The sequence below is a fragment of the Roseomonas sp. WA12 genome (genome assembly GCF_054165765.1).
On sequence record NZ_CM135108.1, the window covers coordinates 1,123,727 to 1,149,058 of the forward strand.

Here is a 25,332-nt window from a genome sequence, read left to right on the forward strand (position 1 = left end):
CTGCGCAGGTTAGGTGCTAGGTATTTAGCCTGCGCGGAAGCTGTTGGGAGCTGACCCGGTTTGAAGAGGTGAGGGGCTTCGACCGGAAGGATCTCCTCCCCCGCTGGAATGCCCTGAAACGCCCTAGCTGACGACCAGCGGTGCTACGGCCTCCCGGAGTGCCGGAGGCAAGGGTGTCGGGCGCGTCTGAGTCTCCCGGTCCACATAGACATGGATGAAGTGGCCTTCGGCGCTGGCGTCGTCCTCGTCGTTGCGGAATATGCCGATCTCGTAGCGGACCGAGGTGTTGCCGATGCGCGCGACCCGCAGTCCGACGGTTACCAGATCCGGGAAGGAGAGGGGGGCGAGGTAGCGGCAGCCCGTCTCCACCACCACGCCGATGACAGCGGATGTCTTCAGATCGATGGCACCTGAGGCGAGGAGGAAGCGGGATACGACCGTGTCGAAGAACGAGTAGTACACGGTGTTGTTCACGTGAGCGTAGGCGTCGTTGTCGCCCCAGCGGGTGGGGATCTCAAGGAAATGTCGGTACTCCGCCCGGACCGGGCGCCTCCGTTCGCTCATCGCCCTGTGTTCCTATCGTTGCGCCAGCCTCTCTATGTTGCCGCAGAGCCGCGCTCCAGGGGTGGAGTGCACGGGACAATGCGCGAGGCTTCGCCTGCACTGAACTTCCCTGTAATGTGACCGCACCACTCACCAGCCCAAGGTTCACCCGCCCCCGTATGTCCTCCCCCGCGTCAGAAGCCCGACTGGAGCCGTTCCGGCTGCGCGGGGCCAACTTCAACCTGCTGGTGCTACGCCTGCTGGATCCCCGGGTGGAGGTGGTCGTACCCGCCCTGGCCGATCAGTTCCGCCGCGCACCGGGTTTCCTGCGCAACGCCCCGATTGTGCTGGGGCTGGACGACCTGGACCCTGCGGCGGCGCCCGACTTCAATCACCTGACGACCCAGCTGCGCGGGGTGCAGATCGCCCCGATCGGGACGACGGGCGGCGGACCGGAGCTGCGGGCGGCCGCCCAGGCGGCGGGGCTGCCGCCGCTGCGCGCTGCAGCGGCCGAGGGGCCCGGACCATCCGCCATCCCGGCCCCTCCCGCCCCCGAGCCCCTGCCGGTCCCCGAGCCGCCGCCGCCCTCGGGCTGGATGCCGACGATGGTGGTGGACCAGGCGGTGCGGGCTGGGCAGCGCATCTGGGCCCAGGGCTCCGACCTGATCATCCGGGGCACTGTCAATGCCGGCGCCGAGGTGATCGCGGACGGGAATGTCCATGTCTATGGCACACTTCGCGGCCGGGCGATCGCAGGCGGGTCAGAGAACCTCTCGGCCCGGATCTTCGCGCTGAACTTCGAGCCGGAGCTTGTCTCCATCGCCGGCTACTATGCCGTGCGGGACGGGCTGGGCGACGCTCCGCTTGGCAAGGCGGTGCAGGTCTGCCTGATTGGCGAGAGCATGCGGTTCGACAAGCTGGGGTAGCGCGCGGCCGGGCCGGAATCTCCTTTGCAGGGGCGCCGCCGGCCATGCGATGGAAGACAATGTTTCGGCTTGCTGCCCGGACCGCTGGCCGGATTTGGGGCGGGTGGCGGGATCGAGGGGGTTGGAGATGAGCGCATGGCGCAGGTGATCGTGGTGACTTCCGGCAAGGGAGGCGTGGGCAAGACCACCTCCTCGGCCGCGTTCGCGACCGGGCTGGCCCAGGCCGGGAAGAAGACCGTCGTGATCGACTTCGATGTGGGGCTGCGCAACCTCGACCTCATCATGGGGGTCGAGCGGCGGGTCGTGTTCGACATCGTCAACGTCATTTCGGGCGAGGCGAAGCTCAGCCAGGCGCTGATCCGGGACAAGCGGGTCGAGTCCCTGTCCATCCTTCCGGCCAGCCAGACGCGGGACAAGGACGCGCTGACCAAGGAAGGCGTGCAGACGATCATCGAGGAACTGTCGAAGGATTTCGACTACATCCTCTGCGACAGCCCCGCGGGTATCGAGAAAGGCGCCCTGCTGGCGCTGTACTTCGCCGACCAGGCGATCGTCGTGACTAACCCCGAGGTCTCCTCCGTCCGTGACAGCGACCGGATCCTGGGCGTGCTCCAGTCCAAGTCCAAGCGCGCTGAAGAGAAGCGGGATCCGGTGAAGGAGCACCTCCTTGTCACGCGCTACGATCCGGTGCGCGTTGAACGTGGCGAGATGCTGAAGCTGGAGGATATTCAGGAGATCCTGCGCATCCCGCTGCTCGGCGTGGTGCCGGAGAGTGAAAGCGTGCTCAAGGCGTCGAACACCGGCAATCCGGTGATCCTGGACGAGCCGTCACCGGCCGGGCAGGCCTACCGGGATGCGGTGGCGCGCTTCCTGGGGGATGATCGGCCCATGCGCTTCACGGATTTCGAGAAGAAGGGTTTCCTTTCGCGCCTGTTCGGCGGGAGGGCTGCATGAGCTGGCTGAAACTCTTCCGCGGCAAGCAGGAGGAGGCGCCGCAGACGGCGTCTCAGGCCAAGGAACGTCTGCAGATCGTGCTCGCGCATGAGCGCATCTCCCGAAAGGGCGACGACTTCCTGCCGAAGCTCCAGAAGGAGATCATCGAGCTGGTGGCGCGGCATGTGGCGATCGATCCGGGCCGGGTGAATGTCTCGCTGGAGCGGGGCGGGGACCTGTCCACCCTGGCGATCGCCGTTGAGCTGCCCGGGCCAGAGCCGGTTCGGCGCGCGTCCTGATCCGGCGCGCTTAACCCTCGATCAAGAGGGTTCCTGCATCATCCCGCCCTGAACTGGGCGGGATTTCGGCGGATGGCACGGCGGATCTTCCCGCGGCAGGGTTTGCGGTCGCGGCTGATCGTGCTGTCCGCCGCACCCTCGCTGCTCTGCCTGGTTGTCACCGCGCTGTCCGTGACCTGGCTTATTTGTGACCTGAACCGGGACACGGACCAGCGTGCCCTCCAGATGGCAGCGGCGCGGTTCGAGATCCGGATGGCGGAGGTGCGCGGCCGGCTCGACGCGCTGGCTCTGCTGATTCCGGGCGGGGTAGTGTTATCCACGGCCCTCGCCGGGGAGGGCGCGCTCGACGAGGCAGTGTTCCGCCAGGTCCTCGCGCGACTGCGGGTCGCAGAGCCGCTGATCCACTCCCTCGAGGTTCGTATCGAACGCCCTGGGAGGGCAGAATGGGCTGCTCTCATCTCCGAGGAGCCGGCATCCGGGGAATGCACGCAGGACACGCGCTGCACCGGGTCCGGCCGGGCCTCTGTCCAGAGCGGTGCCACCCTTGGACTGCCCGGCGGCGGGCAGGTTCTCCTGCGGATAACCGCTGCGCTGAGCCGGGAAGCGGCCGAGGCGCTGATGGCCACCGAGAAGGGCGGGCTGGTCCTTGTCGCGGATGGAGAGGTGCAGGTCAGCACCCTTCCACTTCCTCTCGGACGGGTAACGGCCTGGGCACCGGACTGGCTGCTCGCCGCCTTGGCCGAGGACCGGGTCGCGAGCGGCACCATGGAGATCGACGGGCGGAATTGGCTGGTCCGTGTCGCGCCCGTTCCCGACGCTAGCCCCGAGGGCCTCTCCCGCACGCGGCCCTCGGTCCTGCTGTTGCTACCAGCCCGGGCGGGCATGCTGGCCATAGGCGGGAGCTTGGGGATCCTGATCCCGACAGTGGCGGCAATCCTTGCCCTCGGGATCGCCCTTGCGGCCGGGGCGGCGCGGCGACTGGGTGCAATGCTTTCTTCGTTGACTGAGGCGCTGCGCGGCCTCGGGAAAGGTGACCTGACCGTCTCGATCCCACCTGCGCCCGCCGGCGCCCCGCAGGAGGTGATCGAGCTGACGGATGCCTGCATCCTGTTCCGGGATGCCTCCACGGAGCGGAGCCGGCTCTCTGAGCGACTGCGCTGGCTCGCCAACTTTGACGGGCTGACTGGCCTACCCAACCGCGCCCTGCTGGGTGACCGGTTGGAACTGGCCTATGCCGCGGCCCGGCGCGACGGCACGGGGCTGATCGTGCTCGCCATGGATCTCGACCACTTCAAAGAGGTGAACGACACCCTCGGCCATGCGGCAGGGGACGAGGTGCTGCGGGTGGTTTCGTCGCGGCTGCGGGGCTGCCTGCGATCAACGGACACGCTGGCGCGGACGGGCGGCGACGAGTTCGTGCTCGTCGCGCCGGGGCTGGACGGACCCGAGGCGCTAGCTGCCTTCGCCGCGCGGCTGCTGGGGGTGATGGAGGAGCCAGTCCAGGTGGGCACGGCCTACCGCATCATCGGCCTGTCGATCGGTGCCTCGATCATGGTGCATGACAGCTTCGACAGGCGGCCAGAAGCACTGCTGCAGGATGCCGATCTGGCCCTTTACCAAGCTAAGGCGGAGGGCGGGCCCTGCCTGCGGGTCTTCGAGCCGGCGATGGATGAGCGGCTGCGGACGCGACGGGCCCTTGCGGCGGACCTTCGCAATGCCCTGGAGCAGCAGGAGCTGACCATCCTGTTCCAGCCCCAGGTCTCCACCGCCACGCGGCGCATCAAGGGGGCGGAGGCGCTGCTGCGCTGGCATCACCCGACGCGCGGCTTGATCGGGCCCGATGTCTTTATCCCGCTAGCCGAGGAAACCGGGCTGATCGTCGCAATGGGCGCCTGGGTGCTGGAGGAGGCCTGTCATGTCGCCCGCGGCTGGGGGACGCTGCACCTGGCGGTGAACGTCTCGGCCTTGCAGGTGCGCCAGGCTAGTTTCGTGGCAACGGTAGAGGGAGCCCTGGCCCGGTCCGGCTTGCCGGCCGAGCGGCTTGAGCTCGAAATTACAGAGGCGGCGATGCTGGCCAACAGCGCGGAGACCCTGGGCATCCTCTCGCGGCTCCGCTCGCTGGGTGTGCGTCTGGCGATGGATGATTTCGGAACGGGCTACTCCTCGCTCGCCACGCTGCAGCGCTTTCGTTTCGACAAGATCAAGGTGGATCGCTCTTTCATCCGCCACCTGTCCAAGGACGCGAAGGCCGTTGCGCTGCTGCGGGCGGTGATCGCTCTCGGCAGCGCGCTGGACGTGACCACAAATGCAGAGGGCGTGGAGGAAGAGGGGCAGCTGTCGCTGCTCCGAGCTGAGGGCTGCAAGGAGGCGCAGGGCTACCTGTTCGGCCGGCCGATGTCGGCGGCGGAGTTCCAGGCGCGGGTGGGCGAACAGGACAGCCGGGCGGCCTGAGGCGCGCCCGGGTGACTGCTTATCGTCGGAAGCGAAGGTCCAGGCCGGCAGCCTTCCAGGCTGCCTCGGTTGCCTCCATGTCGATGAAACCGGAGGGGTTCGCCTTGCGTGGTTGGCGTTCCAGGAAGGGGGCGCGGTCCCGCCGCCAGATGGCGAGCAGGCGGGAGAGCTCGGTCAGCGGCTCCTGGTGATCGTCCACCCGGATGTCGAGATCCGGGAAATCCTCCGTGGTGACGAGGCGGAGGGCGGCCGATTGGCGACCGCGGCGGTCGCCGCCAGCGGCCTCACCTGCCTCGAGCGCTAGAAGCAGGCGCTCGGGCAGGGGCCGGTCAGCATGGGCAGCGAAGGAGGCAACGGTGTCGTGCAACACTGCCTGGCCGGCGAGCATGTTGCCGGCCACCGAGAAGCCGGGCGCTGCGCGGTCTCCTGCCCAATCCACGCAGTTCTGGCCCGTAAAGGCAGCGCTGCGACCGAAACGGTCCACCGCATGGATCTGGCGGAGGTGGCGGCCCTCATCGCCGGCCAGAGCGCCCTCGATGGCGGCGGCGGGAGCAAGGCCGCGGGCCATGCCGTCGAGTACTGCGGGCCCGAGATAGCGATTGGTGAAAGACTGCGTGGAGACCGCGCCCACCCCGGCCCGGACATGCGGGCAGGAGGCGCCGACCGCGAAGGCGCAGGTCGTGACTGCAACGGCGAAGCCGCCGGTTGTGGGGTCATGGGCCACGATCGACCAGGTCATGTGCCGGGGTGCCCTCTTTCGTGGGGAACTGGAGACTTTACGCGCTCGGCCACGGCGCCAGCCGGGCCCGGGATCAGGGCTTTCGGGCCAGTAAAAGGATCCAGGCGGCGTGGCGCGGTCCCGCGGCCTCGCCGGCTTCGTCCAGCAGTGCTGCGGCAGGGTCGGAGGAGGTGAGGCCGGGCGGGGCCGCGTCAGCCGTTGCGCGCCAAGTGTCGAGGGAATGGCCATCCAGCCGCAAGGGTATCAGCCCGATCGCGTGCATGGCGCCGCGGATCGCAGCCGCTGAGAGGCCGGGCGGGGCGGCGGGGCGGCCAAGCGCCTCGGCGAGACGGCGACCGAGGGATTCAGCATTCTCCGCGACAACCAGTGCCAGGCCGCCGGGGCGGAGCGCGCGGGCGGCCTCCGCCAGCTGATCGGCCAGGGAGGCCTGATCCGGGTGGAGTAGAGCAGCGTCGAGGACACCATCCGGCAAGGCCGTCGCGAGGTCTGACCGCAGGGCAGAGGGAGGGAGTGATGCGCGCGCCAAGCCGTCCGCGTCGCCCCCGATGCCCACCCGGCGCCCGGCGCAATCACCGAGCAGGGTGGTGACCCGGGCGGGGAGAGTACCCCATGGCGTGCCGCTGGTCGCGGCGGGCGAGGGGGCCTGGGGTTCCGGCATGGCGGCAGGGACCGGCCGGGGTGGCTCCGGCACAGGGGGTGGCACGATGGGTGCAGCGGCCCGGGGTGCTTCCGCAACGATGGGCCGGATCGCTTCGGGGGGCAGTGATCGCGGCAGGATTACGGGCGCGGCTGCTGTCGGCAGCGGCGGCGGCACAGCGCGGATGGCAGGGGGCGGCTCGGGAGAACGCGAGGGAACCTGCAGAGCCCGGGCCTCGGGCGGCAGGGTGGCGCGGGGGATATCGGGTGATCGAATGGGCAGGATGGGGGCCATCGCGGCCTCGGGCAGGCGGATGGCACGTGGCGGGCTCGCCTCATTGTAGCTGGGCGCCGGCGGCGGAGGGCTCGCGGGTGCCGTGGCAGGGGTGGGTGCAGCGGCCGGTTGTGGCGGTTCCGATGCGGCGCGCTCGGCCAGGGCGCGCACCGGCGCGGCGTTGCGCATATCGGCGAGGCCGAAGGTGGGGCGCCGGGCGAAGACAACGTAGCCGTCATTCGCGAAGACCGGAGTCGTCTCGGCAAGCAGGCGGCGAATGAAGGCGGCGGGCGGACCGCCGCGGGCGGGCACCACGGCCCAGTCGGGCAGGATGGCGGGATCTGGATCGCTCGATGCGCCAAGGATCGGTGCGAAGGCGTCGGGCGCGACGACTCGCATTCCGGGCGGCACGCGCCCCTCCAGAAAGCGGGCGGCGCCGGTCCAGGCGGGGTCGGCGGCGAGGTCTTCGCCAGGAGGCGTCTGCGGCATGGCGCCAGGGTCGCGGCGTTGGGCGCCGGGATCAAGCGGGGTTGTAGGCGGTTTTTCGCGCGTGCAGCCGATTGATGGACGCTGCTTCCGGTTGCGCACATGATCGGTGACGCAAAGCGCTGGTCATTTCGACATGCGGCAGCCCTTCGCCGTGCCAAAAGCGGGCCAATTCACGGATCCTGCCCAGCTGCGCGAACTACATGCGGCATGATGCAACCATCGGTTGTTGTCGGCGGGTCTGTGATCTCAGCGGCGATTGCAGCTAGAGCGTGCGGAAAACCATTGGCGGCTGTGACGTTTCGTTATCGACCGCGACGTAAAATCTCGCCGCACTGCGTCTCCCGCTCTGGGCCGCGTGGGGCCGCAACGATTTCGAGATTCCGTCCTCCGAGCGCCGCACCGATCCTGAGGAACCGACATGCCCAGCAACCCGATCCGTCCCCCCGACGCTGTGCTGCGCGACGAGAACGCCGCGCGGTTCGACAGTGTGGCGCCCGCCGGGATGGCCGAGGCGCGGCATCCGTCGCCGCGCCCGGTGATGCATGCGGAGGAAGGGGAGGCGGGCGGCCGCAGCGAGTGGTTGTCCTTGATGAAGGCCGTGCTTATCGGCGCGGCGGTCGTGATGTTGATCGGCTGGCTGATCTCGGGCTGAGGCTCCGGTTTCGGCTTTGCAGCGGGGGGCGGCGGGGGGTATGCCTCCGCCCATGCGACGACGCGACGCCCTCTCCGGACTGATGGCGGGCCTGCTGCCCGCGATCAGTCATGGCCAGTTGCCCGCGAGTGCCGCGGAGCCGTCCCCCGCTGCGGCCGGCCCCGGACCGCAAAGCTGGGACGCGGTGTTCCGCCTGGCTGCGCGGCTGCGGAAGCTGCGGGGGGATGGGCTCGATCCCGTGGCCTATGCGATCCCGCCCGATGCAATGGGAAGCGCGGAGCCGGCGACGTTCCATGCGGCCGTCTACCATGCGGCAAATGCTGCGATGGCGGATTTGGTGCTCGGGCGTGTGCGACAGCCTGCCAATCGTGGCGACATCCAGCGCGACGCGACCACGGACTTTGCGCGCTGGCAATCTGATCTGGTGGGTGCGGCCGAGCCGGCCGGGGTGATCGAGCGCGCCGCGAACCTGCCGGAGGGCGCCGCCGCGTTGCGGGCGGAGCTCGCGAAGGCCGCGGCCGTGGTGACCGCGGGCGGGTGGCAGTCGATCCCGCAAGGCGGGATGATCGAGCCCGGCATGGTTGATGCCTCGCGCATCCCCGCGTTGCGCGCCCGGCTGCGGGCCGAGGATCCCGTGCTGGCCGCAGCGCGCGATGGCGGCGAAACCTTTGACGCGCCGTTGGAGGCTGCAGTGCGGCGCTGGCAGGCGGCGAGCGGGCTGGAGGTGGACGGCAAGGTCGGCCCGATCAGCCAGGGGCTGCTGAACCGCCCGGCGAGCGCGCGTGTCGGGCAGCTTCGCGCGGCGCTGGACACACGGCGCAACGCCGTGCGCGCCGGCGACGAGCGGCGCATCGAGGTCAACATCCCCGACTACCTGCTGACGGTGCAGGAGGGGGATCGGGTTCTGCTGCGGATGGACGTCATCGTCGGCAAGCCCGTGCGTGCCACGCCGACCATGCGTGCACGCATGACCACCGTGCAGTTCAATCCGACCTGGGGCGTGCCCGAGCGCAACGCGCGCGAGGACCTGCTGCCCCGCTTCCGCCGCGACCCGGCGGGAATGACCGCCAAGGGCTTCCGCCTCTACTCCGTGGTGGGCGGTGAGCGCGTGGAGGTCGATCCCGCCACCGTGGACTGGTCCACTGTCCGCGTGGACCGCTTTCCCTATCTCATCCGACAGGACGCCGGCGACGGCAACGCGCTCGGACGGATCAAGTTCATCATGCCCAATTCCGACGACATCTACCTGCACGATACGCCCGACCGCAGCTTGTTCGCGCGGCCGGACCGTGCCTTCTCCTCCGGCTGCATTCGGCTGGCGCAACCGGACGCCCTGCTCAATGTCGTTCTCGACGGCATGGGCTGGGACGCGGCGCGCATTCAGCGCGCCTTTGAGAGCCGCGCGACGCAATCTGTGGGGCTGCGGCGGGCGCTGCCGGTGCGGCTGCACTACTCCACCGCGACCGTCGAGGGGACGCGGGTGCGCGTGCGGCCGGATATCTACGGGCTGGACGCGGCCTATGTCCGGGAGATGGACCGCGCGGGAATCCGGATCGCGGGGGCGGGGCGGTGATCCGCGTGCTGGGCGGCAATCGGCCGCATGAGCCGGAATGCCCGTGCTGTGCGGGCGCGCGGTTGGGGAGGCGCTCGCTGATCGCGGCCGGGGTAGGGCTGTTTGCATCCGCCGGCGGCGTGGAGGCGCAGGTGTCGCGCGGGTCCCGGCGACTGAACGTGAAGCGCGCCTATACGAGCGATGCCTTCTCGGGCGTCTATTTCGCCGATGGCCGCTACGTCACCGAGGCGCTGCGGCGGCTGGATTGGGTGTTCCGCGACCTCTCGCGCGAGGAGGTCACGCCAATGGATCCGCGGCTGTTCGATGTGATGAATGCCGTCGCCAACCGGATGGACGCGACGGACGCCTTCGAGGTGATCAGTGGATATCGCACACCCGAGACGAATTCGCGGCTGACTGGGCGAGTCTCGACGGTGTCGTTGCACATGTCCGGTATGGCCGGCGACATGCGGCTGCCCGGGCGCAATTCCTACGAGATGGCGCGGCTTGCTGCGACCATGGGCCTGGGAGGTGTCGGCCTGTACCGCCGTGACGGCTTCGTCCACCTGGACTGCGGACAATCCCGCCGCTGGTAGTTCGGGGGCGATCTCTGCCTGCGTTCCAGCGCTACTGACAGGAATGGAAGAGGGCCGGGGGGATAATTCCTCCCGGCCTTTCTTCCCTACGAAGTCGCCCGCAACGGGTAGGCCATTAGCAGGCCTGCGCGGCGCATGACCAACCCAGCCGCCAGGGCCGGCCCGAGCGCCGCATAGGCCGCCGCCGGGGGCGCGAGCTGGAGGAAGGCGGCCAGGGCCTCGCGCCGCGTGGCGCGCTGGGCGAGGGCTAGGCCCAGCAGCAGCCGGCCTTCCGCGGAGGTGATGCGGGGGCAGAGGCGGCAGCCCATGGAGCCTGGGCAGGCAAGCGCGCGGAGCGTGGCATCCAGAGCCGTGTCGGCCTCTTCGATCCCCTCGGTCACGAGCGGCAGGCGCAGGGCTGCGAGCGTGGGCGTCCCGTTGCGCGTCGCCTCAACCCAGCCGCGGGTCGCATCGAGCAGCACGGCCTCGGCGGGCGGTAGGTCGTCCGGGGCGGCGTCGGTCCAGGGCCAGTTGGGAAGGCCGCGAGTGGCCATGGGATTCTCCGGGTGAAGCGCCCGGAGAGGTTGCCGGTAATGATAATCGTTCGCAAGATAATTCGGGCCGATGGTGCGGGGTCTGGGCGGGGCTGCGCAGAAAGCGCTTCCCAGGCGGGCTGCTGCGGCGCAGCAAGGGGAGCACCGCGACGAAGGACACCATGCCCGTCTGGCTTCCCCTGCTGCTCGGCTTCCTGACCGCCATCAACCCGATCTCGACCGACATGTACCTGCCGGCCTTTCCGGCGATGGAGCGGGATTTCGGCACCGGTCCGGGCAGCGCGCAGCTGACGCTGGCGACCTGGTTCGTGGGACTGGCGCTGGGGCAGGTGACGCAGGGGACGCTGTCGGACCGCTTCGGGCGGCGCGGGCCGCTGATGGTGGGCACGCTGGTCTATACCGCCGCCTCGATCGGCTGCGCGCTGGCGCCTGGCATGGGCTGGCTGGCGGCCTTCCGCTTCCTGGAGGCCTTCGGGGCCTCGGCCAGCGCGGTGATCCCGCGCGCCATCGTGCGGGACATGGCGACGGGGCTGGAGGCGGCGCGGCTGATGTCCCGCCTCATCCTGGTGATGGGGGCGGCGCCGATCCTGGCGCCCTCGCTGGGCGGGTTGATGCTGGGGGCGACGGGGTGGCGCGCCATCTTCTGGGTGATGGCGGGCTATGGGGCGTTGTCCTGCTTCCTCGTCTGGCGGCTGCTGCCGGACACGCTGCCGCCGGAGAAGCGGCTGGTGCTGGGGCCGGCGGCGCTGTTCCGCGGCTTCGGGCGGGTGCTGTCGGAGCCGGTGTTCATCACCCATGCGCTGCTCGGCTCGGCGGTGATGTTCTGCATGTTCGCCTATATCAGCGGCGCGCCGGCGATCTTCATCGAGCATTTCGGGATCTCGCCCTCCGGCTTTGCCATCATCTTCGGCTGCACGGCCTTAGGCTTCATCGGCGGGGCGCAGCTCAACCCGATGCTGGTGGGGCGCTTCGGGTCGGGGCGGGTGCTGAGCGTGGCGTCCTCGGTCGTGCTGCTGGCGGCGATCATCCTGACGGTGCTGGCCTGGACGGGGCTGGGCGGAATGTGGGGGGTGTTCCCGCCCATCGTGCTGCTGATGACGGCGGGCAGCCTCGTCCTGCCCAACTCGGCCGTGGGGTCCATGGCGCGGCACGGGCAGCGGGCGGGAACGGCCTCCGCCCTGTTGGGGACGATGCAGTTCGCGGTTGCGGCGCTCGGCAGCATGGCCGTGGGGCTGCTGGCGGATGGCTCCCCGCGCCCGGTGGCCGGGGTGATCCTGTTCGGGGCCTTCATGACGGTGGTGCTGAACGCGCTGCGGCGACGCTACGGGTAGGGCTGCGTGTTGCGCAGGCGGCGCCGGACGGCCAGATAGGCGGCATGGACCAGACCCTTTCGCCCAGCGCCGACGCGGCCCCTGCCGGGATCGGGCATAACCGCGCGCCCGAGGCCAATATCGTGGCCGTCGAGGCAGCTCGGCGGCGCGCCTTCGCCATTATCGCCCATCCGGATGCCGGCAAGACCACGCTGACGGAAAAGCTGCTGTTGCGCGGAGGCGCCATTCAGATGGCCGGCCAGGTGCGCGCCAAGGGCGACCGGCGGCGGACGCGGTCGGACTGGATGAAGATCGAGCAGGACCGCGGCATCTCGGTCGCGACCTCGGTGATGACCTTTGAGCGGGACGGGGTGGTGTTCAACCTTCTCGACACGCCGGGGCATGAGGACTTCTCGGAGGATACCTACCGGACGCTGACGGCGGTGGACGCGGCCGTGATGGTGATCGACGCGGCCAAGGGCATCGAGGCGCAGACGCGCAAGCTGTTCGAGGTGTGCCGGCTGCGCGACATTCCGATCATCACCTTCATCAACAAGATGGATCGGGAGAGCCGGGACGTCTTTGAGCTGCTAGACGAGATCGAAAAGACGCTCGCCCTGGACGTGACACCGGCGGCCTGGCCGGTGGGGGCGGGGCGCGGTTTCCTCGGCACCTATGACGTGCTGGACCCGACGCTGCATTTGATGGCCGATGGCTCGGCGCCGGTGAAGCTGACCGGGCTGGATGATCCGCGGCTGGACGAGCTGGTGCCGGCCGACGAAGCGGCGGCGCTGCGCGAGGGCGCGGAGCTGGCCGGGGCTTTCCCGAGCTTCGACCTGGAGGCTTTCCGCCAGGGGACGATGACGCCGGTCTATTTCGGCTCGGCGCTGCGGGATTTCGGCGTGGGGCATCTGCTGGCGGGGCTGGCGCGCTTCGCGCCTCAGCCGGGGGCTCGGCCTGCCGATACACGACGGGTGCAGCCGGACGAGGCGGCGCTGACGGGCTTCGTCTTCAAGATCCAGGCGAATATGGACCCGAACCACCGGGACCGCGTGGCTTTCCTGCGCATCTGCTCGGGACGGCTGGAGAAGGGGATGCGGCTACGGCAGACCCGCACGGGCAAGCAGGTGCCGGTCAACGCGCCGCTGTTCTTCTTCGCCCAGGACCGCCAGGTGGCGCAGGAGGCTTGGCCGGGCGACGTGGTGGGGATCGCCAATCACGGCATTCTGCGGATCGGCGACACGCTGACCGAGGGCGAGGTGCTGAACTTCCGGGGCGTGCCGAGCTTCGCGCCGGAGCTGCTGCGGAGGGTGATGATCGAGGACGCGATGGTGGGCAAGAAGCTCCGCACCGCGCTCGAGCAGCTGGCCGAGGAAGGGGTGGTGCAGCTGTTCCGCCCGCTGGATGGCACGCCGCCCGTCGTGGGCGTGGTCGGCGCGCTGCAGCTGGATGTGCTCGCGGAGCGATTGAAGGCGGAATACTCGGTGCCCAGCCGCTACGAGGCGACGCCCTGGGGGATGATGCGCTGGGTCGTATCAGACGATAAGGCGGCGATGGAGAAGTTCCGGCAATCCGCGCCGCATGACACAGCGGAAGATCATGACGGGGCGCTGGTCGCCTTCTTCACGAGCGACTGGCGGCGGAACCGGGCGGAAGAGGAGTGGCCGATGCTCAAATTCCTCAAGCTGCGGGAGCAGCACGAGGCGGCCTGATGCCCGTGCGGGCCGGGGGATCGGGTGAACCTGTTCCTCGACCTGGACGGGGTGCTCGCGGACTTCGACCGCGGCGTGAAGGCGGTGACGGGCCGACGACCCGAGGAGCTGCCGCTGAAAAGGATGTGGGCGTCGTTGGCCAGGGCACCGGCCTTCTTCGCTACGCTCGATTTCATGCATGACGCGGAGGCGCTGTGGCGCTTCTGCGAGCCGCATCACCCGACCATCCTGACCGGCCTCCCGCTCGGCGCCTGGGCCCCGGCGCAGAAAAAGCAGTGGGTCGCGCGAATGCTGGGGGCGCATGTGCCGGTGATCACCTGCATGAGCCGGGAGAAGCCGCGCTGGTCCGGGCCGGGGCATGTGCTCGTGGATGACCGTGCCTCCGCGCGGGAGGGCTGGGAGGCGAAGGGGGGCGTGTTCGTCCATCACGTCTCGGCGGAGCGGTCGATCGCGGCCCTGCGGAAGCTTGGCTTTACCGGGCAGGGACCCGCGGCGGGCTAACCGCCCCTATTGCGTGGAGCCGAAGAGGGCGGGTTCCAGCCGGACGGGGTGAGGGGTCTCCAGCGGCGTCCAGCCGTGCCCCCGAATGACGCCGTTGCTGTCCACGGGCTTGCGGCCGGGCCCGAGGGACCAGGTGATGTGGTAGGTGGAACCGTCCGGGCGGTTCGTTGTACCGCCGATCTCGACGACCAGGGCCTGCACGCCCTGTCCATTATCGGCGAGGCCCATCACGCGGCCGCTGGTCTCGTGGGGCAGGGGATGGTTCCTTTTCACTCCCGGCCTGAGGGTGACATGATGCGCGACAACGCACTCGTAGTGGGGCGGCACCAGGGCGAGGAGGGCCTCGCGCTCCTCGGGGGGCAGGAGCCAACCGAGAACCAGCAGCGCCATTCGATCCTCCCGCCGTTGCGCCTTATTTTAACGCCTAAGGGCCGGGAAAGACGCCGGAGGGTCAGCTTGGCACGGCGACCGGGGTGATGGTCACGACCGAGCCCGGGATGAGCGTGCCGATCTCGGCGGCCACTGCGTCCGTTACGCGCTGAATGTCCCCGATCTGGCGTTCGCGGGCGAAGCCGAGGGCGACGTCCACCTGGGCCTGCTTGCCGGCGATGCGGGACTTCACGCCCAAGAGCGCGTCATATTCCACGAAGTGGAGGGCGAGAGCGCGGTTGATCGAGGCCTGGCGCGCCTCGTCCAGGCTGCGGTCCAGCAGATGCGGCACGGACTCTCGCCACAGAGCGACAGCCAGCTGCACCATCACCAGCCCGACGAAGCCGGTGCCCACCGCCTCCGCCAGGGGCGCCAGCCAGGCCGGGCCGCCGCCCATCAGCTCGGCCGCGGCATTCACGGCGATGGTCGTGGCGACGAGGGCCGAGGAGAGCAGCTTCACCGTGCGGCTGCGGATCTGCACGGTCATAATCGCCGACGTGCCATCCCGCCCGGCCAGCCACAGGGCGCGCAGAGCCAGGAGGTTGAGGCCGATATTCAGAGCGGCGAGCACGGTGGCGAAGAGCAGCCCCGTCGCGGCCTTCTCCGGCGGGTGCCACCAGCGCGTGACGGAGGAGACGAGCAGCCACAGGCCGCATGCGCCCATCGCGATGCCGATACCGAGATTGGCGAACTGTTCGAGCTTGCCGACGCCGTAGTCGTACTCGGTCATGCGGCCACGATGGATCCGGCGCAGCATGACGAAAAGGACCAGTTCAAGCGCGACCATCAGGGATCCGCGCAGCGCCTCCGCCACCAGTGTGAGGGTGTTCGCCACCAGGCCGACAACGAGGAACGGCAGGATGAGCGACAGGTCGAGCAGGCAGGCCACGAGGATTGAGCGCTCGCGTTTGATGGCCAGCGCATCGGGAGTTGCTGTGGGGGTCGGAGAGGCTGGCTTCACGGACGGGCAGCATGCCCTCACGCCACGCGGGAGGCGAGGGTGATTTGCGCGGTCAGCCGTTGGCGGCGAGCGCGGCCTGGACTGCGGAGCGGAACTCCCTCCGGTGCAGCTCCGACACCACCCAGAGTGAGGCGAGGACGAAGGCGAAGGGGTGCACCATCCAGGCGAGGACGGCGAGGCCGAAATAGTAGGCGCGCAGGCCGGTGTTGAAGTGCCGTGCGGCGCGGTTGACCACCTCGGCCGCGATCTCGGCGCCGCGGATGGCGGCCTGGGTCTGGCCGAGGCCGCCGATGAGGATGGAGCCGTAATTGAACTGGCGCAGCGCCCAGGTCAGCTCGAAGAAGGCGCGGACGAAGATGACCAGCAGGAGCAGGACGCGCGCTTCCCAGCCGCCGGTGCTCGGGGTTTCCGCGAAGGGCATGGCGCCCAGCACGCGCTGGCCGATCTCGGGCGAGGCCAGCAGGGCCATGCCGCCGCCGATGATGAAGATGCAGGTATTGGCGAGGAAGGAGGTGGAGGACATCAGATTGCCAACGATGGCGACGTCGGCGATCCGGTTCTCCTTCGGGACGGAGGCGACCAGCCAGCGGCGGCGGTGCTCGTCCATGGCGTGGATCACGCTCAGCCGACGGATGGAGGGCACGCGATCTACCACGGCCGCGTAGCCGACCCAGCAGAGGGTGAAAACCGCGAGGGCGAGGATGTCGAAGGGGGTGAGGAACCCGGGCATGGGATGACCGCCGGAGAAAAAGGAAGGGGCGGGGCCTCTCGGCACCCGCCCCTGCTAGCTTAGCAAGCCCTGTGCTTGGGCGCGGGGTTCAGGCGCGCGCCTTCTGCATGTTCTCGTCCAGCTTGTTCAGGAAGGCCTGGGTGTTGAGCCAGGGCTGGTCCTTGCCGATGAGGATGGCGAGGTCCTTGGTCATGTGGCCGGCCTCGACCGTCTCGACGCAGACGCGCTCCAGCGTGTTGGCGAACTCCACTAGGTCCGGCGTGTTGTCGAACTTGCCGCGATAGGCGAGGCCGCGGGTCCAGGCGAAGATGGAGGCGATCGGGTTCGTGCTCGTCTCGCGGCCCTTCTGGTGCTCGCGGTAGTGGCGCGTGACGGTGCCGTGCGCGGCCTCGGACTCCACCGTGTTGCCGTCCGGGGAGAGCAGCACGGAGGTCATCAGGCCGAGGGAGCCGAAGCCCTGGGCCACGATGTCGGACTCCACGTCGCCGTCGTAGTTCTTGCAGGCCCAGACATAGCCGCCTTCCCACTTGAGGGCGGAAGCGACCATGTCGTCGATCAGCCGGTCCTCATAGGTGAGGCCGCGCTTCTCGTACTCGGCCTTGAACTCCTCGTCGTAGATCTTGCGGAAGATGTCCTTGAAGGTGCCGTCATAGGCCTTCAGGATCGTGTTCTTGTGGCTGAAGTAGACCGAGAAGTTGCGGGCCAGCCCGTAGTTCAGCGAGGCGCGGGCGAAGCCCTCGATCGACTTGTTCAGGTTGTGGATCATCATCGCGACGCCGCCAGTGGCGGGCATGGCGAACTCGCCGATCTCCTGCGGCTGGCCGCCCTCGGGCGTGTAGGTCATGGTGACCTTGCCGGCGCCGGGCACCTTCATCTCGACCGAGCGGTAGATGTCGCCATAGGCATGGCGGCCGACGACGATCGGCTTGGACCAGTGCGGAACCAGACGAGGCACGTTCTGGCAGATGATGGGCTCACGGAAGATCGTGCCGTCGAGGATGTTGCGGATGGTCCCGTTCGGGGACTTCCACATCTTCTTCAGGTTGAACTCCTTCACCCGGGCCTCGTCCGGCGTGATGGTCGCGCACTTGATGCCGACGCCGTACTGCTTGGTGGCGTTGGCGGCGTCGATCGTCACCTGGTCATCGGTCTGGTCGCGGTACTCGACGCCGAGGTCGTAGTACTTCAGGTCGATGTCGAGATAGGGGAGGATCAGCTTCTCCTTGATGAAGCCCCAGATGATCCGGGTCATCTCGTCCCCGTCCATCTCCACGACAGGGGTCTTCACCTTGATCTTGGCCATTCCGATCCTCGTTCTGTCACGGGCGGGCTATCCCGCCGGGTAAAAAGGCTGGGCCGGGGGCACCCCCGGCGACGGGCCGGACATTCGCACCGTGCCCCCGCCCGTTCAAGGCGGGGTCAGGCCGTTTCGGCCTCCCAGGCGTAACCATCGCCGGACCGGGCGACGCGGCCGAGGCCCGGCCAGGGGAAGTGGTAGCCCAGGGCGCGGGTCCGATCGGCCGCGAGGCGGTCCAGCATCCGGCTGCGGGTGGCGGCACCGAGCGCGCAATCCGTGTCGAAGGCCAGCCGCCAGTCCGGATTCCGGAGCTGAATGGCCGGACTGTGCACCAGATCCCCTAGCACCATCAGGGTCTCGCCGCTTGAAGCGAGCAGGAAGCCCGCATGGCCGACGGTGTGGCCGGGGGTGAAAACCGGGGTGATGCCAGGTGCCACTTCCTGTCCGTCCCGCAGCATCAGCAGGCGGTCGCGATAGGGGCCAAGATTCCTGCGGGCGCCGTCGATCATCGATCCGTACACGCCGAGGGCGGCGCGGTTCGTCTCCTCCGTCCAGAAGCGAAGGTCGGCCTCCGTCACGGCGACCTGGGCCCGGAGAAAGCGCGGGTTGCCCGCAGCATCGACGAGGCCTGAGACATGGTCGCTGTGCAAATGGGTGAGCAGGACGAGGTCCACCCGCGCCGGATCGATCCCCGCGGCGGCGAGGGAGGCGGGCAGCAGGCCGGTGCTGGGCATGCCGGGGTCGGCGCCCCCGCCCGTATCGATCAGTACCACCCGGCCACCGGACTCCAGCACCACGGCGTTGAGTTGCATGGAGACAAGGTCGGGCGTCAGGCCGGCCGCGGCCAGATTGCGCGCGGCGCCGCCCTCCGGCGCATCGGGAAAAAGGACGCTGGGGGGAAAGGCCAGCGGCCCCCCATCGCTGACGACGATGCCGCCCATCTCGCCCAGGCGGAACCGGTAGGTGCGGGGGCTTTGGCTTGTCCCGGGAGACTGGCCGAGGACGAGGCGGGGCAGCGACGTGCCGGCGAGACCGGCCAGCAGGTGACGGCGGAGAAGGTGCATCGGATGCGCTCCTTTGATGCGCCAGGATGGGCCGGCCGCACCTTCCTGGCGATGTCCCCCTGCGCGGGGCGGGTTTCGCACCAAATGAGAGGGGCCAGGAGGAGGACCGGGGTGGAGCCGATCCGTGAATGCCCGCATTGCGGGGAACCGACCGTGCCGAACCGCCTGCCCGATGGGCAGGTAGTGTGTTCCTGCGCGGCCGAGCGGGAGTTGCCGGTGCCGCGCCCTGCCGGTGCGAGCGCCGCACCGCGCGACTGAGTCAAGCGGGCCGTGACCCGGCGAGAGGTCAGCGCAGCCGGGCGTCCCGCAGCGGGCCCGCCATGCGGGGCAGCACAGCGTGGCGGAGGACCAACCCGTGGAAGGCCACCATCGCCACATGCCCGGCCACGATGGCGAGGAGGACCCAGCCCAGTTCCCCATGGGCGGCGTCGCCGGCGCCGACAAGCGATGGGTGAGTTTCTCCCGTTGCGCCCCAGAGTGGGATGCTGAAGGCTGCGAAAGCGCGGCCGGAGCCGTACTGCCGCAACAGCCCGAGAAGAGGGACGGCGAGCATCAATCCGTAAATCGTGAGGTGGCCGAATTGTGCCGCCCGGCCGAGCCAACCCGTCCCATGCGGCGGGCGGCGCCGCAGGTTCAGCAGGCCCCAGGTGCCGCGGATCAGCACGAGAACCATGAGCAGCGTGCCGAAGCTCGCATGGCTGCCGACGAAGAAGGCGGAGACCGGGTGACGGCCGAGGGCGAGCTTGATCGCCATGCCCGCGAACTGCCACGCGAAGAGCGCCGCCATGCCCCAGTGCAACACGCGGCTGACCAGCCCGTAGCGAGCGGGACTGTCGATGAGGAGGTCCCGTCGCACAGGCCAGCCCTTCACAAGATGGACAGAGGTTTAGGCGACACCGGGCCGGGATGCACGCCGGAGAGGAATCAGTCCGGGATAATTGCGGTCGCCTCGATTTCCAGCCGCGCCTCGGCTTCGGCGAGAGCCACGACGCCGACCAGGGCCATGGCGGGGAAGTTGCGGCCCATCACGGCACGATAAGCGCGGCCGAGCTCCGGCAGGCAGGCCCGGTACTCCTCCATGCTCACGACATACCAGGTGAGGCGGCCGATATGTTCGGGACCGGCACCGGCCTCGGCCAGCACGGCGAGGATGTTGCGCAGCGCCCTCTCGGTTTGCGCGACGAAGCCCTGGGCGAAGCGGCCCGTCTCGTCCCAGCCGACCTGCCCGCCGACGAGCACCACGCGCCCGCGCCCGGCCATGCCGTTGGAGTATCCGCGCGGGGCGGGCCAGCCGGAGGGATGGAGAGTGTCGAGTGGGCCGCTCATGCGGGGATCTCCTGGCCGGAGGCGACGCTGCACTCCGTCTGGTAACGGAGGAGGGCGTCGCGCAGGTCTGGCGGCACCGGCGTGCTGGTGCGGGTGGCAAGCTGGGTGGTGGCGGTGACGAGGTCGAGCCGGGCCAGCTCTTCCTCGCCGCGATGGATATGCAGATCGAGCGCGTAGGAGGCGCCGCCTACGCGGCGAATGATCGGGGTGAGATGCACCTCGTCCCCCATCACGCCCGGGCGCATGAAAGTGCCGGCGGCGTGGACGAAGCCCGTGCCGATGCCGCGCGTGCTGTGCAGGGCGTGGAAGTCGATGCCGAGGCGCTGCACGAACAGGTCCTCGATGGCGGCGTTGGCCATGGCGAACCAGTTCGGGAAGAAGACGATGCCCGCCGGGTCGCAATCGCCAAAGCGGACCTTCGCCCGCGCGCGGAAGGCGGCAGGAGGAAGGACGGAGGCGGGATACGGGATGGGGCGCGTCACGCGCCGGCCATCTTGCGCAGGGCGAAGCGCTGGAGCTTGCCGGATTCCGTGCGTGGCATGGCTTCCAGAAACTCGATGACCCTTGGGTATTTGTAGGGGGCGATCTCGGCCTTCACATGGTCCTGCAGAGCCTTCGCGATGGTCTCGCCGGGCAGGTAGTCGGACTTCAGGGCGACATAGGCCTTCACGAGCATGCCGCCTTTTCCGTCCGGCGCGCCGACCACGCCGCATTCGCGGACGGCGGGGTGGGTGAGGAGGGCGCCCTCGACCTCGGGGCCGGCGATGTTGTAGCCGGCGGCCACGATCATGTCGTCACCGCGGCCCTGGTAGCGAAAGTAGCCGTCCTCGTCCTGGATGTAGACATCGCCGGTGATGTTCCAGCCGTGGCGGACGTAGTTGGCCTGGCGTGGGTCGTCGAGGTAGCGGCAGCCGATCGGGCCGCGGATGGCGAGCCAGCCCGGCGTGCCGCGTGGGACCTCACGGCCGTCATCGTCGAGCACAGCGGCGCTGTAGCCGGGGACGGGGAAGCCGGTGCAGCCGGGGCGGAGCGCTTCCTCAGGGGCTGCGACGAAGATGTGCAGCATCTCGGTTCCGCCGATCCCGTCCATCAGGCGCAGGCCGGTTGCGGCTTCCCAAGCATCGAAGATGGCGCGCGGAAGGGTTTCGCCGGCGGAGACGCATTTGCGCAGGGAGGATAGGTCGTAGCCATCTGCCTTGCCGGCCATCACGCGATAGGCGGTGGGGGCAGTGAAGAGGATGGTGGCGCGGTGCTTCTCGATGGCAGGGAGGATCTCGTCCGGCCCGGCCTTCTCGAGCAGGATTCCCGTGGCGCCGACGCGGAACGGAAAAAGGACGAGGCCGCCCAGGCCGAAGGTGAAGGCGAGCGGAGCGGAGCCGATGAACCGGTCCTCCGGCGTGGGGCGGAGGATGTGGCGGGAATAGCCGTCGCAGATGGCCAGCATGTCCCGGTGGAAATGCATGGTGCCCTTGGGCAGGCCGGTGGTGCCGGAGGTGAAGCCGATGAGGCAGACATCGTCGGCGGCGGTGTCGCAGGCAGTGAAGTCTGGGGAGGCCGCACCGCAGCGGGATTCGAGGTCGCCATTGCCCCAGTAGGCGAGCTCGCGCAGGTCAGCCGCTTCGGCCGCGGCCTTGTCCATTTCCTCGCGCAGCTTCACGTCGCAGAGCGCGTGGGTGATGCGGGCCTTGTCCAGCATCTGGCCCAACTCCTTCGCGCGGAGGAGCGGCATGGTGGCGACGACGACGCCGCCCGCTTTCAGCACCGCGAAATACGCTGCCGTCATCCAGGCGTTGTTGGCGCTGCGGAGCATGACGCGGTTTCCCGGCACCATGCCGAGGTCGCGGGTGAGGACGTTGCAGAGACGGTCAACCCGATCCTGCAGCTGTCGGTAGGTGAGGGTTTCTTCGGGCGTGATGAGGGCGGGGTGATCCCCGCGACCGTTCTCGACGTTGCGGTCCAGCAGTTCGACCGCACAGTTCAGGCGGGTGGGGTAGCGGTAGTCCGGCAGATCGAAAAGGAGCTCGGGCCACTGGTCGCGCGGTGGAAGGTTGTCGCGCGGGAAGCTGTCGAGATGGGCGCTGGGGGCAAGGTCCGGAGTGGCGCCGGACCAGTCGGCGATCATGGCTTCGGTTTGCATTGTGCCGTCTCCTTCGCCCGGTCGCGCTCCGCGCGGGCGATGATGATCCGCTGCACTTCGCTGGCGCCTTCGTAGACGCGCAGCGCGCGAACCTCCCGGTAGAGTTTTTCCGCGGGGTGGTCGCGGACGACGCCGTGCCCCCCGTGGATTTGGACGCAGCGATCGGCCGCGCGCTGCGCGGCCTCGGTGGCGTGGAGCTTGGCCATGGACGCCTCGCGCGAGACGCGGGGCGTGCCGGAATCCTTGAGCCAGGCGGCGCGGTAGACGAGGAGCGCGGACGTCTCCACATCCACGGCGCTGTCGGCGATGGCGGCCTGGGTCATCTGCTGATCGAAAAGTGGGCCGCCGAAAAGGTGGCGGTTGCTGGCGCGCCCTAAGGTGAGATCGAGCGCGTGGCGAGCGAAGCCGAGGGCGGCCGCGCCGACCGTTGCGCGGAAGACGTCGAGCGTGGCCATCGCGACCTTGAAGCCATCACCGGGTTGGCCGAGGCGGTACGCGTCGGGGATGCGCATGGCATCGAAGTGCAGCGTCGCCAGGGGATGAGGGGCGGAGACCTCGATGCGCTCGGCAATGTGCAGGCCGGGCGTGTCGGCAGGGACGAGGAAGGCGGTCAGGCCACGCGCGCCGGGCGCCTCGCCGGTGCGGGCGAAGACGACATAGGTGCCGGCGATACCGCCATTGCTGATCCAGGTCTTGCTGCCATCGATCCGCCAATGGGCACTGCCGTCGCGGGTGGCGGTCGTGGCGAGGGCGGCGACATCGGAACCTGCCTCGGGCTCGCTGAGGGCGAAGGCGGCCAGCGACGTGCCGGCGCGGGCCGAGGGGAGGAACCCTGCCTTCAGCGCGTCGTCACCGAAGAGGGTGACGGAGCCGGTGCCGAGGCCGGCCATGGCGAAGGCAAAATCGGCCAGGCCGGAATGGCGGGCGAGGATGTCGCGAGCGATGCAGAGGGAGCGGACATCCAGCCTTCCGTCCTCGGGTACCGCGGCGCGCAGCAGGCCCGCCTCGCCCATGGCGCGTGTGAGGTTGCGGACGGCCTCGTCGGTGTCGCCCTGCGACAGGCGCTCGGCATCTTCCGCGGCCCAGGCCTCGACCTCCGCCGCCCAGTCGCGGTGGCGGGCTTCAAAAAATGGCCAGAGGAGGAAGTCGCGGTCGGGCATCAGTCGCCCTCGAAGACGGGGCGGCGCTTGGCCGCGAAAGCCTCGTAGGCGCGGCGGAAGTCGTTGGTCGTCATGCACAGCGCCTGGGCGACGGCCTCGGCCTCGATCGCCTGCTCGATGGACATGGCCCATTCCATTGCCAGCATCCGCTTCGTCATGGCGTTGGCGAAGCCGGGACCCTCGGTGATCTGGCGCGCGAGTTCGGCGGCCGACTGCATCAGCGCTTCCGGCTCCACAGTGCGGGCGAAGAAACCCCAGTCCTGCCCCTCCTGCGCCGACATGGAACGGCCGGTGAAGAGCAGCTCCGAGGCGCGACCCTGGCCAATGATGCGGGGCAGCATGGCGCAGGCACCCATGTCGCAGCCCGCGAGGCCGACGCGGTTGAAGAGGAAGGCGACCTTGGCGCGGTGGGTTGCGATGCGCAGGTCCGACGCCATGGCGATGATGGCACCGGCGCCCGCTGCGATGCCGTCCACGGCGGCAAGGATAGGCTGCGGGCAGGCGCGCATGGCCTTCACCAGGTCACCGGTCATGGCGGTGAACTGCATCAAGCCCTTGGTGTCGCGGTCGAGCAGCGGGCCGATGATCTCGTGCACGTCGCCGCCGCTGCAGAAATTGCCGCCGGAGCCGGAGATGACGAAGGCGCCGACCGTGTCGTCCGCCGCTGCAGTGCGGAAGATCTGCACGAGTTCGGCGTAGGACTCGAAGGTCAGCGGGTTCTTGCGCTCGGGACGGTCGAGCAGGAGTTGCGCGACTTTGCCCTCCACCCTCAGCCGGACATGCCGGGCCTGGAACGTGCCGAGGCTCATGCCCCATCCTCCAAAATGGCTGCGCGGACGCCGCGGCGCGTGCGGTCGAGCAAGCGGAGCAGCGAAGCGCGATCCGTGGTGGAGAGACCGCCGAGAAGATCGGCCACCCAGTCCTCATGGGCTGCGCTCTGGCGCGTGAACTCGCGCCGGCCCTGCGGGGTGAGACGCAGGGTGACGGCGCGGCGGTCCTCCTGCACGGCGCGGCGCTCGATCAGCCCTTCCTCCTCCAGCCGTGCGGCGAGGCCGGTGACGTTGCCGCCCGTGACCATCATGCGCCGGCTGATCTCGCCGGGGGTCAGGCCGTCGGGCATGCGCTCGAGCTGGGCGAGGAAATCGAAGCGGGGGAGGGTGGTGTCGAAGTTGACCCGCAGGCGGCGGCGGATCTCAGCCTCGATCAGCCGCGCGCAGGAGAGCATCCGAAGCCAGAGGCGGAGGTCGTCCTTGTGGCCGGCCGGGGCGTGGTCCAGGGCGGTCTCGGCATCCACATGGGTGTCGGGCGGTGTCATGGCACCTCGCCGCCATCGACGGCGATGGCGCGGCCGTTCACGGCGCTGGCTGCCTCGCCGCACAGGAACAGGACGGTGGCGGCCACCTCCTCCGGGCGCACCATGCGGCCCTGGGGGTTGTGGCGGGACAGCTCGGCGCGCGCCTCGGCCTCGGTCCGGCCGGTCTTGGCTATGATACGGGCGACGCTTTCGGCCACGATCTCGGTCTCCGTGAAGCCGGGGCAGACGGCGTTCACCGTGACGCCCTTGGCCGCCACCTCCAGCGCCAGGGCGCGTGTCAGGCCGAGCAGCCCGTGCTTGGCCGCGGTGTAGGCAGCGACATAGGGATAGCCACGCAGGGCGGCGGTAGACGCGATGTTCACCACCCGGCCCCATCCGGACTCCAGCATGGCCGGCAGGGCGGCGCGGGTGGCGGAGGCTGCGCCGAGCAGGTTCACGCGCAGCATGCGGTCCCACAGCGCGGCGTCGGTCTTCAGAAAGGGGGCGCTCTCGGCCGCACCGGCGGCGTTGACCAGGATGGAAGGGTGGCCGCAGCGGGCGAGGGCCGCGGCAAACGCGCCCTCGGCGGTGACGTCGGCGACCGCGAAGTCGCTCGCCTGGCCGGCCTCGACCGCGGCGTGCAGCGGGGTCTCGCGACGGCCAAGCACGGTGACGTGGGCGCCCGACGCGGTGAGGGCGGCAGCGATCGCCAGGCCGATGCCCGATCCGCCCCCCGTCACCATTGCGTGCCGCCCTTGCAAGCCCATCGCCCCAAGCCATCCGTGATG

The 25,332-nt window shown here is 69.4% G+C and carries 28 protein-coding genes; 11 read left to right on the plus strand and 17 right to left on the minus strand.

Going from position 1 to position 25,332, the window contains the following annotated elements; genetic code table 11:
• Window positions 1–123 precede the first annotated feature (123 nt).
• Window positions 124–564: an acyl-CoA thioesterase gene (locus ACVBD7_RS05400; RefSeq protein ID WP_458096477.1), complete on the minus strand. Its 441-nt coding sequence runs from the start codon at window positions 562–564 to the stop codon at window positions 124–126.
• A 158-nt stretch (window positions 565–722) separates the two neighbouring features.
• Here ACVBD7_RS05400 and minC point away from each other — a divergent pair, with 158 nt between their 5' ends.
• The 4 genes from minC to ACVBD7_RS05420 all read left to right on the plus strand — a co-directional run bounded on the left by minC (window position 723) and on the right by ACVBD7_RS05420 (window position 5,152).
• Window positions 723–1,469 (plus strand): septum site-determining protein MinC, encoded by a 747-nt coding sequence (gene minC / locus ACVBD7_RS05405; RefSeq protein WP_458096478.1) that lies wholly within the window; start codon window positions 723–725, stop codon window positions 1,467–1,469.
• Window positions 1,470–1,604: 135 nt separating this feature from the next.
• Entirely contained in the window at window positions 1,605–2,423 is an 819-nt protein-coding gene (gene minD, locus ACVBD7_RS05410) for a septum site-determining protein MinD (protein WP_458096479.1), read from the plus strand.
• Window positions 2,420–2,701 (plus strand): cell division topological specificity factor MinE, encoded by a 282-nt coding sequence (gene minE / locus ACVBD7_RS05415; RefSeq protein ID WP_458096480.1) that lies wholly within the window; start codon window positions 2,420–2,422, stop codon window positions 2,699–2,701. The genes minD and minE overlap by 4 nt, the downstream gene beginning before the upstream one ends.
• Before the next feature lie 72 nt (window positions 2,702–2,773).
• Window positions 2,774–5,152, plus strand: a complete 2,379-nt coding sequence (locus ACVBD7_RS05420) for a putative bifunctional diguanylate cyclase/phosphodiesterase (protein WP_458096481.1) — start codon at window positions 2,774–2,776, stop codon at window positions 5,150–5,152.
• Window positions 5,153–5,171: 19 nt separating this feature from the next.
• Here the strand turns inward: ACVBD7_RS05420 and ACVBD7_RS05425 are convergent, their stop codons facing one another.
• Together ACVBD7_RS05425 and ACVBD7_RS05430 are read right to left on the minus strand one after the other, a co-directional pair.
• Window positions 5,172–5,891 carry a DUF1028 domain-containing protein gene (locus ACVBD7_RS05425; RefSeq protein ID WP_458096482.1) on the minus strand — a complete coding sequence of 240 codons (720 nt, stop codon included), beginning with the start codon at window positions 5,889–5,891 and terminating at the stop codon, window positions 5,172–5,174.
• A gap of 73 nt (window positions 5,892–5,964) precedes the next feature.
• Window positions 5,965–7,290 carry a hypothetical protein gene (locus ACVBD7_RS05430; protein ID WP_458096483.1) on the minus strand — a complete coding sequence of 442 codons (1,326 nt, stop codon included), beginning with the start codon at window positions 7,288–7,290 and terminating at the stop codon, window positions 5,965–5,967.
• A gap of 418 nt (window positions 7,291–7,708) precedes the next feature.
• Here ACVBD7_RS05430 and ACVBD7_RS05435 point away from each other — a divergent pair, with 418 nt between their 5' ends.
• The 3 genes from ACVBD7_RS05435 to ACVBD7_RS05445 are packed head-to-tail and all read left to right on the plus strand — an operon-like array spanning window position 7,709 to window position 10,090.
• The gene (locus tag ACVBD7_RS05435) at window positions 7,709–7,942 is read left to right on the plus strand and encodes a hypothetical protein (protein ID WP_458096484.1); all 234 of its coding nucleotides are present in this window, start codon (window positions 7,709–7,711) and stop codon (window positions 7,940–7,942) included.
• A 52-nt stretch (window positions 7,943–7,994) separates the two neighbouring features.
• Complete coding sequence (locus ACVBD7_RS05440) at window positions 7,995–9,515, plus strand: L,D-transpeptidase family protein (RefSeq protein WP_458096485.1); 1,521 nt, start codon at window positions 7,995–7,997, stop codon at window positions 9,513–9,515.
• Window positions 9,512–10,090, plus strand: a complete 579-nt coding sequence (locus ACVBD7_RS05445; protein WP_458096486.1) for a YcbK family protein — start codon at window positions 9,512–9,514, stop codon at window positions 10,088–10,090. The genes ACVBD7_RS05440 and ACVBD7_RS05445 overlap by 4 nt, the downstream gene beginning before the upstream one ends.
• A gap of 86 nt (window positions 10,091–10,176) precedes the next feature.
• On the opposite strand, the gene ACVBD7_RS05450 is transcribed toward ACVBD7_RS05445, so the two are convergent.
• Window positions 10,177–10,623: a hypothetical protein gene (locus ACVBD7_RS05450; protein ID WP_458096487.1), complete on the minus strand. Its 447-nt coding sequence runs from the start codon at window positions 10,621–10,623 to the stop codon at window positions 10,177–10,179.
• A gap of 161 nt (window positions 10,624–10,784) precedes the next feature.
• On the opposite strand from ACVBD7_RS05450, the gene ACVBD7_RS05455 reads away from it, so the two are divergent.
• The 3 genes from ACVBD7_RS05455 to ACVBD7_RS05465 are packed head-to-tail and all read left to right on the plus strand — an operon-like array spanning window position 10,785 to window position 14,146.
• Window positions 10,785–11,954 carry a multidrug effflux MFS transporter gene (locus tag ACVBD7_RS05455; protein WP_458096488.1) on the plus strand — a complete coding sequence of 390 codons (1,170 nt, stop codon included), beginning with the start codon at window positions 10,785–10,787 and terminating at the stop codon, window positions 11,952–11,954.
• A gap of 44 nt (window positions 11,955–11,998) precedes the next feature.
• A complete protein-coding gene (locus ACVBD7_RS05460) occupies window positions 11,999–13,645 on the plus strand; it encodes a peptide chain release factor 3 (RefSeq protein ID WP_458096489.1) in 1,647 nt (548 codons plus the stop codon).
• 24 nt (window positions 13,646–13,669) lie between these two features.
• Window positions 13,670–14,146: a hypothetical protein gene (locus ACVBD7_RS05465; RefSeq protein WP_458096490.1), complete on the plus strand. Its 477-nt coding sequence runs from the start codon at window positions 13,670–13,672 to the stop codon at window positions 14,144–14,146.
• 6 nt (window positions 14,147–14,152) lie between these two features.
• On the opposite strand, the gene ACVBD7_RS05470 is transcribed toward ACVBD7_RS05465, so the two are convergent.
• From ACVBD7_RS05470 to ACVBD7_RS05490, 5 genes are all read right to left on the minus strand, one after another.
• Window positions 14,153–14,536, minus strand: coding sequence for a hypothetical protein (locus ACVBD7_RS05470; protein WP_458096491.1), 384 nt, complete (start codon window positions 14,534–14,536; stop codon window positions 14,153–14,155).
• A 61-nt stretch (window positions 14,537–14,597) separates the two neighbouring features.
• Window positions 14,598–15,536, minus strand: a complete 939-nt coding sequence (locus tag ACVBD7_RS05475; RefSeq protein WP_458096492.1) for a cation diffusion facilitator family transporter — start codon at window positions 15,534–15,536, stop codon at window positions 14,598–14,600.
• A 52-nt stretch (window positions 15,537–15,588) separates the two neighbouring features.
• Window positions 15,589–16,266, minus strand: coding sequence for a DUF599 domain-containing protein (locus ACVBD7_RS05480; protein ID WP_458096493.1), 678 nt, complete (start codon window positions 16,264–16,266; stop codon window positions 15,589–15,591).
• An 88-nt stretch (window positions 16,267–16,354) separates the two neighbouring features.
• Window positions 16,355–17,569 carry an NADP-dependent isocitrate dehydrogenase gene (locus tag ACVBD7_RS05485; protein ID WP_458096494.1) on the minus strand — a complete coding sequence of 405 codons (1,215 nt, stop codon included), beginning with the start codon at window positions 17,567–17,569 and terminating at the stop codon, window positions 16,355–16,357.
• Between the two features lie 116 nt (window positions 17,570–17,685).
• A complete protein-coding gene (locus ACVBD7_RS05490; protein WP_458096495.1) occupies window positions 17,686–18,627 on the minus strand; it encodes an MBL fold metallo-hydrolase in 942 nt (313 codons plus the stop codon).
• 111 nt (window positions 18,628–18,738) lie between these two features.
• Here ACVBD7_RS05490 and ACVBD7_RS05495 point away from each other — a divergent pair, with 111 nt between their 5' ends.
• Window positions 18,739–18,885 (plus strand): hypothetical protein, encoded by a 147-nt coding sequence (locus ACVBD7_RS05495; RefSeq protein WP_458096496.1) that lies wholly within the window; start codon window positions 18,739–18,741, stop codon window positions 18,883–18,885.
• A gap of 28 nt (window positions 18,886–18,913) precedes the next feature.
• On the opposite strand, the gene ACVBD7_RS05500 is transcribed toward ACVBD7_RS05495, so the two are convergent.
• The 8 genes from ACVBD7_RS05500 to ACVBD7_RS05535 all read right to left on the minus strand — a co-directional run bounded on the left by ACVBD7_RS05500 (window position 18,914) and on the right by ACVBD7_RS05535 (window position 25,311).
• Window positions 18,914–19,483 carry a cytochrome b gene (locus ACVBD7_RS05500; protein WP_458096497.1) on the minus strand — a complete coding sequence of 190 codons (570 nt, stop codon included), beginning with the start codon at window positions 19,481–19,483 and terminating at the stop codon, window positions 18,914–18,916.
• Between the two features lie 68 nt (window positions 19,484–19,551).
• Complete coding sequence (locus ACVBD7_RS05505) at window positions 19,552–19,953, minus strand: RidA family protein (protein WP_458096498.1); 402 nt, start codon at window positions 19,951–19,953, stop codon at window positions 19,552–19,554.
• Window positions 19,950–20,435 carry an acyl-CoA thioesterase gene (locus ACVBD7_RS05510; protein ID WP_458096499.1) on the minus strand — a complete coding sequence of 162 codons (486 nt, stop codon included), beginning with the start codon at window positions 20,433–20,435 and terminating at the stop codon, window positions 19,950–19,952. The genes ACVBD7_RS05505 and ACVBD7_RS05510 overlap by 4 nt, the downstream gene beginning before the upstream one ends.
• Window positions 20,432–22,090, minus strand: coding sequence for an AMP-binding protein (locus ACVBD7_RS05515; protein WP_458096500.1), 1,659 nt, complete (start codon window positions 22,088–22,090; stop codon window positions 20,432–20,434). Before ACVBD7_RS05515 ends, ACVBD7_RS05510 begins: the two co-directional genes overlap by 4 nt.
• A complete protein-coding gene (locus tag ACVBD7_RS05520; protein ID WP_458096501.1) occupies window positions 22,072–23,250 on the minus strand; it encodes an acyl-CoA dehydrogenase family protein in 1,179 nt (392 codons plus the stop codon). The genes ACVBD7_RS05515 and ACVBD7_RS05520 overlap by 19 nt, the downstream gene beginning before the upstream one ends.
• Window positions 23,250–24,059, minus strand: coding sequence for an enoyl-CoA hydratase family protein (locus ACVBD7_RS05525; protein WP_458096502.1), 810 nt, complete (start codon window positions 24,057–24,059; stop codon window positions 23,250–23,252). The genes ACVBD7_RS05520 and ACVBD7_RS05525 overlap by 1 nt, the downstream gene beginning before the upstream one ends.
• Window positions 24,056–24,565: a MarR family winged helix-turn-helix transcriptional regulator gene (locus tag ACVBD7_RS05530; protein ID WP_458096503.1), complete on the minus strand. Its 510-nt coding sequence runs from the start codon at window positions 24,563–24,565 to the stop codon at window positions 24,056–24,058. Before ACVBD7_RS05530 ends, ACVBD7_RS05525 begins: the two co-directional genes overlap by 4 nt.
• Complete coding sequence (locus tag ACVBD7_RS05535) at window positions 24,562–25,311, minus strand: SDR family NAD(P)-dependent oxidoreductase (RefSeq protein ID WP_458096504.1); 750 nt, start codon at window positions 25,309–25,311, stop codon at window positions 24,562–24,564. Before ACVBD7_RS05535 ends, ACVBD7_RS05530 begins: the two co-directional genes overlap by 4 nt.
• Window positions 25,312–25,332 lie beyond the last annotated feature (21 nt).